Raw genomic sequence first — 4,655 nt, 5'->3', positions numbered from 1 at the left:
GTGACGCGCTCGACCTTGTCTTCCGAGCGGAAGCGTTCGTTCAGCTTGTTGCCGGTTTCGAGGTTCTTGGCCTCGACGTTGGCGAAGGCGCCGCCCTTGCCGGGCTTGACGTGGCTGGCCTTGGTGACGACCCAGAGGCCGCCGTTGTGTTGCAGGACCATGCCGGGCTTGATGGTGTTGCCGTTGATTTTCATTGAAACCGCTGGGATCGAAGGGCTGGGGGCGGCCCGGCCGCTTCACAGGCGGGCGCGCGAAATCGCGGCGAGCCGTAGAGGAAGCGCGGAAAAAGGGCAATGGGGGCGCTGATCGCCGGTTTGCGGATTAGTGGGTGGTTGGCTCTCTGCGCAGCCTGGCCTGGGCCCGATTGGCCAGGCGGACGCCCATCCCGGTGGGAGAGGCCAACTGGCCGGCGGCGGGGTCCAGCTTGCGCGCTTCATGAGCGAAGGCTGCTGCCAGACCGGCCGAGGACATGGCCGCAGCTATCTGGGTTGACAGTCGCGTCGGCCGCACGGCCAGCCAGACGGCGCTGACGGTCTGGGCGGCGAGCCACAGGGCCATGGCGTTTCGGCGTTCCGGACGGGCCGGGGCGTTCCAGACGCGCACGGCCGACAAGGTGGTGGCCGAGAACAGGGCGGGAAGGATCAGGCTGATGGGACCACGCGGGCGTTCGGTGATCGGCGCGTCGCCGCCCAAAGGTTGCAGCGCCCTGAGCGGCTGGGGGCGGATCAGCTTCGAAGCCGCCGTCGTCGCGGCCAGGGCGAACCCGGCGGTCAGGGCCAGGCCCAGCCCCACATGAGCCCAACTGCGGCCCTCGGCGTTGAGAAGGTCTGCGGCCTGATCGCGGGCGGTGTCGAGGGCGTTTTCGATGGGCATGATGGCTCCTGAACAGATCAGGACATCAAATGACGCGCCGCAGGGGCGGTTCCGTCAGTCCGCCTCGTCGCCTCCGGGCGGCTCCAGATCGGCGGGGTCGAGGTCGTAGTCCAGCAGGTCGCCGGGGCGACAGCCCAGAGCGGCGCAGAGCCTGGCCAGGGTCCGGAAGCGGATGCCCTTCACCTTGCCGGAGCGGAACAGGGACAGCTGGGTCTCGCTGAGGCCGACCTGTTGCGCCAGGTCGCGGGCCTTGAGGCCCTTGCTCACGATCAACTGGTCGAGGGTCACGCGGATGGGCATCAGATCATTTCGTCGAGTTCGGCCTGAACCCGGCCCGCCTGATCGATGACCCGCCCCAGCAGGAACAGGGCGCCGCCGATCATGCCCAGCGTCATGCCCGAGACGTCGAAATAGAGCCAGCCGCCGTGGCCGCCCCGGACGAGGCGCAACAGATTGGTCAGGGCGAACACGCTGAACAGGCCGCCGAGACCGAGCGCCAGCCCCACCTTGCGCAGGGCGGCCGCCAGAACCGGCTGGATCAGGCGCCCGCCGGCCAGCTGCCCCATGGCGCTTCCGATCGACCAGACGGCGAACAGGTATAACGCCGGCGACGTCATCCAGATCAGGGATGTCAGCGTGTCACGCGCCGTCATCGCCCGTCCGTGCACCGCCCAGTTCAGGGCGGGGAAGATCAGGTGCATGGACGCCAGCAGCAGTCCCACGCTGCACACCATGAAGATCGCCAGCCAGCGAAATTGGCGGCAGCGAAGGCGAAAGCGGTCGATGTCGGCGCGGCTCACGAGGCCCTCCAAACCTGTCTTGTCTTTAATCTTGACTTAAAGACACGCGCTTCGCAACTTTAAATCCGACTTAAACGAAACCGGGAGTGCCGCCATGGCCGCCGCTATCGAGACCCATGCCCTGACGAGACGGTTCGGGGACCATATGGCCGTCGACGCCGTGTCGATGACCGTCCCCCGACAGGCCGTCTACGGCTTCCTCGGCCGCAACGGGGCGGGCAAGACCACCACGCTGAAGATGCTGCTGGGCCTGATCGGCCCGTCCTCGGGCCGGGCGCGGATCGACGGCGTCGATGTGGTGCGGGACCGGCTGGCCGCCGCGCGGCGGGTCGGGGCCCTGCTGGAGGCGCACGGCTTCTACGGCAACCTGTCAGGGCGGGAGAACCTGGACCTGACCCGCACCCTGCTGGACCTGCCGAAGACCGAGATCGACCGGGTGCTGGAAGTGGTCGAGATGACCGCCCATGCGAACCGCCGGGTCAGCGACTATTCGCTGGGCATGCGGCAGCGGCTGGGCCTCGCCCGCGCCATGCTGGGCGCTCCGCCGGTGCTGATCCTCGACGAGCCGACCAACGGTCTGGACCCGGACGGCATCGCCGACATGCGCCGCTTCCTGCGCGCCCTGCCCGAGCGGACCGGGGCGACCGTCCTGCTGTCCAGCCACCTGCTGGGCGAGATCGAGCAGACGGCGACCCACGTCGGCATCCTGAGCCACGGCAAGCTGGTGCTGGAGGGTGAACTGGAGCGGCTGAAGGCCGATCTGGCGCCCGAGGTGGTGTTCCAGACCGACGACCAGACGCGCGCCGCGGCGCTGGCCACCGCGCGCGGCTTCACCCTGGAGGTGACCGAGGACGAGGCCGTGGCGCGCCTGAAGCCCGGAGAGGACGCCCGCACGGCGGCCGCCGCCCTGAACCGCGCCCTGATCGAGACCGGACTGAATGTCTTCGCCATCGGGCCGCGCGCCCGGTCCCTGGAAGGCATCTACCACGACGTATCCCAACCCAAGCCCGAGCTGGAGGCCGCGTGATGCTGTCCGTCCTGACCGTTGAAGCCCGCAAGCTGAACCGCTCGCTGGCGGCCGTACTGGCCGTCGCCGCGCCGTCGCTGATCGCCGTCTTCGCCTTCTTCATGCTGCTGCGCGGCGACAAGCCGATGCCGTGGGAGATGTGGCTGGGCAGCGCCGCCGGCATCTGGGCCTATTTCATGCTGCCGATGAGCGTGACGGCCCTGACCGCCCTGGTCGCGCATATGGAGCACGGGCCGAAGAGCTGGGATCACCTGCGCGCCCTGCCCCTGCCCCGCTGGAAGCTGTACGCCGCCAAGGCGATCTGCGTGCTGGCCGTGGTGGCGGCGATGAGCGTGGCGGTGCTGGCCTTCACCGTCCTGGCCCTCAAGGCCGCCGCCCTGATCAAGCCGGCGGTCGCGCCGAGCGGGCCAATGGAGCTGGCCCGCCATGCGAAGATCCTGGCCATGATGTTCGGCGCGGCCCTGCTGCTGGTCGCGGTCCAGCTGTGGACCGCCCTGCGCTACGCCAGCTTCGTGCCCGGGCTGGTGGTCGGGATCGGGGGCACCTTCTTCGCGGTCGTGGCGACCTCGGCCAAGCAGGGCGTCTTCCTGCCCTGGCAGATGCCGGTGAACATGCTGGCCTCAGAACCGTGGCGCGTGACCACCGCGCTGGGGCTGGGCTGCGGTGTCGGTCTGCTGGCGCTGGTCGCCCTGACGGTTCACCTTTCGCGGCGCGAGGTGCTGTGATCGCGAGGGCGCGTCCGCCTGCATGAGGCGGGTCAGCGAAGCCTGTCCTGTGGTCAGAATGATCATCGGGGCAGTCCTGCGATTGCGAACGAGTTGCAGGTTTGCGCGGATTCCATCGGCTGGCAAGCGGCGCGGTGGAAAAACCCCGATCACAGGTTCGCGCCCCCTTCCGCCCGCCCCGACGGCCCGTCAGTAATGGCGGGTCGGATGGCTTTCCCGGAACAGGACCAAACCCATGCGTGAAGACGGAAAGCTGGATTATCTCGAACTGCCCGGCGGCGACCTGCCGACGGTGAAGACCTTCTACGGAGCCGCCTTCGGCTGGACCTTCGTGGACTACGGCCCGTCGTACGCGGCCTTCAACGAGGGGTTGGACGGGGGCTTCGACGCTGATGCGGCGGAGGCGACCAAGACGCCCCTGCCCGTGCTCTACGCCCACGACCTCGAGGCCATGCTGGCGAAGGTCGAGGCGGCGGGTGGCGTGATCGTGAAGCCGATCTTCGACTTCCCGGGCGGCCGGCGCTTCCACTTCCGCGATCCGGCCGGAAACGAGCTGGCGGTCTGGTCCGAGACCTGACCGCTTGGACAAGTCCTGCGGAGACTGCGGCCTGTGCTGCAAGCTGATGGGGGTGACGGCGCTGAACAAGCCCGCGGGCAAGTGGTGCCGTCACTTCAGCAAGGCGCGGGGTTGCGCGATCTATGAGGACCGCCCCGACGACTGCCGGGTGTTCAACTGCCTGTGGCTGCTGACGGAGGCGCTGGACGCCGACTGGAAGCCGTCGGTGGCCGGCTTCGTCCTGCACAGCGAACAGGGCGGCGCGCGGCTGATCGTCGAATGCGACGCCGCCCGCCCGCACGACTGGCGGCGCGAGCCCTATGAGCCGACCCTGCGCCGCTGGGCCGCCGCGCCCGGACAGGAGGTGCTGGTCTTCGCCGGGGCGCGCGGGGTCCGGCTGGGGCCGACAGACACGCCGGTGCGGCGGGCCTGAGGCTTATCTGACGTCGACCGACTGGGCGATCTGCTCGGCCAGGGCGCGGTCCGCGCCGTCCAGGGTCATGGTCCAGATATGCACCTCGCGTGGGGCGTCAGCGCGCTGGAACAGATGCTCCATGGCGTGGCGCCGGCCGCCGTCGCTGACCACCACGCTGGTGCGTCCGCCCGCCTCGACCTGTTCGCCCGAATAGATGGGGAACTGCGACGCCGGGCCGACATAGACCATCACGAACGAC

General features: G+C 69.1%; 8 protein-coding genes and 1 pseudogene. 4 read left to right on the top strand and 5 right to left on the bottom strand.

From position 1 onward, the window contains the following. The 4 genes and pseudogenes from VGE03_RS10840 to VGE03_RS10825 all read right to left on the bottom strand — a co-directional run. Positions 1 to 194: pseudogene (locus VGE03_RS10840) on the bottom strand (elongation factor P); the annotation flags it as partial. A gap of 127 nt (positions 195 to 321) precedes the next feature. Continuing rightward, positions 322 to 873, bottom strand: a complete 552-nt coding sequence (locus VGE03_RS10835) for a TspO protein (protein ID WP_331034748.1) — start codon at positions 871 to 873, stop codon at positions 322 to 324. Between the two features lie 54 nt (positions 874 to 927). Next, positions 928 to 1,173, bottom strand: a complete 246-nt coding sequence (locus VGE03_RS10830; protein ID WP_331046485.1) for a helix-turn-helix transcriptional regulator — start codon at positions 1,171 to 1,173, stop codon at positions 928 to 930. Beyond that, positions 1,173 to 1,673: a DUF2975 domain-containing protein gene (locus VGE03_RS10825; RefSeq protein ID WP_331046484.1), complete on the bottom strand. Its 501-nt coding sequence runs from the start codon at positions 1,671 to 1,673 to the stop codon at positions 1,173 to 1,175. Before VGE03_RS10825 ends, VGE03_RS10830 begins: the two co-directional genes overlap by 1 nt. A gap of 94 nt (positions 1,674 to 1,767) precedes the next feature. On the opposite strand from VGE03_RS10825, the gene VGE03_RS10820 reads away from it, so the two are divergent. The 4 genes from VGE03_RS10820 (at position 1,768) to VGE03_RS10805 (ending at position 4,414) form a co-directional block, all read left to right on the top strand. Beyond that, positions 1,768 to 2,700, top strand: a complete 933-nt coding sequence (locus tag VGE03_RS10820; protein ID WP_331046483.1) for an ABC transporter ATP-binding protein — start codon at positions 1,768 to 1,770, stop codon at positions 2,698 to 2,700. After that, positions 2,700 to 3,425 (top strand): ABC transporter permease, encoded by a 726-nt coding sequence (locus VGE03_RS10815; RefSeq protein ID WP_331046482.1) that lies wholly within the window; start codon positions 2,700 to 2,702, stop codon positions 3,423 to 3,425. Before VGE03_RS10820 ends, VGE03_RS10815 begins: the two co-directional genes overlap by 1 nt. Before the next feature lie 235 nt (positions 3,426 to 3,660). Further along, positions 3,661 to 4,002, top strand: a complete 342-nt coding sequence (locus tag VGE03_RS10810; protein ID WP_331046481.1) for a VOC family protein — start codon at positions 3,661 to 3,663, stop codon at positions 4,000 to 4,002. 4 nt (positions 4,003 to 4,006) lie between these two features. Further along, on the top strand, positions 4,007 to 4,414 hold the full coding sequence (locus VGE03_RS10805; RefSeq protein ID WP_331046480.1) for a YkgJ family cysteine cluster protein: 408 nt from the start codon (positions 4,007 to 4,009) through the stop codon (positions 4,412 to 4,414). A gap of 3 nt (positions 4,415 to 4,417) precedes the next feature. On the opposite strand, the gene VGE03_RS10800 is transcribed toward VGE03_RS10805, so the two are convergent. Then, positions 4,418 to 4,655 (bottom strand): hypothetical protein (locus tag VGE03_RS10800; RefSeq protein WP_331046479.1); only part of this gene is annotated, 238 nt, incomplete at its 5' end.

This window comes from Brevundimonas sp., assembly GCF_036400995.1.
In the GTDB taxonomy this organism is placed as follows: Bacteria; Pseudomonadota; Alphaproteobacteria; order Caulobacterales; family Caulobacteraceae; genus Brevundimonas.
The sequence above is the reverse complement of the archived record's forward strand: the minus strand, read 5'-3'. Positions and strand labels throughout refer to the sequence as shown.

Excerpts from the sequence above, each read along its gene's own strand:
- VGE03_RS10820 (WP_331046483.1), top strand. The coding sequence starts at position 1,768 with ATGGCCGCCGCTATCGAGACCCATGCCCTGACGAGACGGTTCGGGGAC.
- VGE03_RS10835 (WP_331034748.1), bottom strand. The coding sequence starts at position 873 with ATGCCCATCGAAAACGCCCTCGACACCGCCCGCGATCAGGCCGCAGAC.
- VGE03_RS10810 (WP_331046481.1), top strand. The coding sequence starts at position 3,661 with ATGCGTGAAGACGGAAAGCTGGATTATCTCGAACTGCCCGGCGGCGAC.
- VGE03_RS10815 (WP_331046482.1), top strand. The coding sequence starts at position 2,700 with ATGCTGTCCGTCCTGACCGTTGAAGCCCGCAAGCTGAACCGCTCGCTG.
- VGE03_RS10830 (WP_331046485.1), bottom strand. The coding sequence starts at position 1,173 with ATGCCCATCCGCGTGACCCTCGACCAGTTGATCGTGAGCAAGGGCCTC.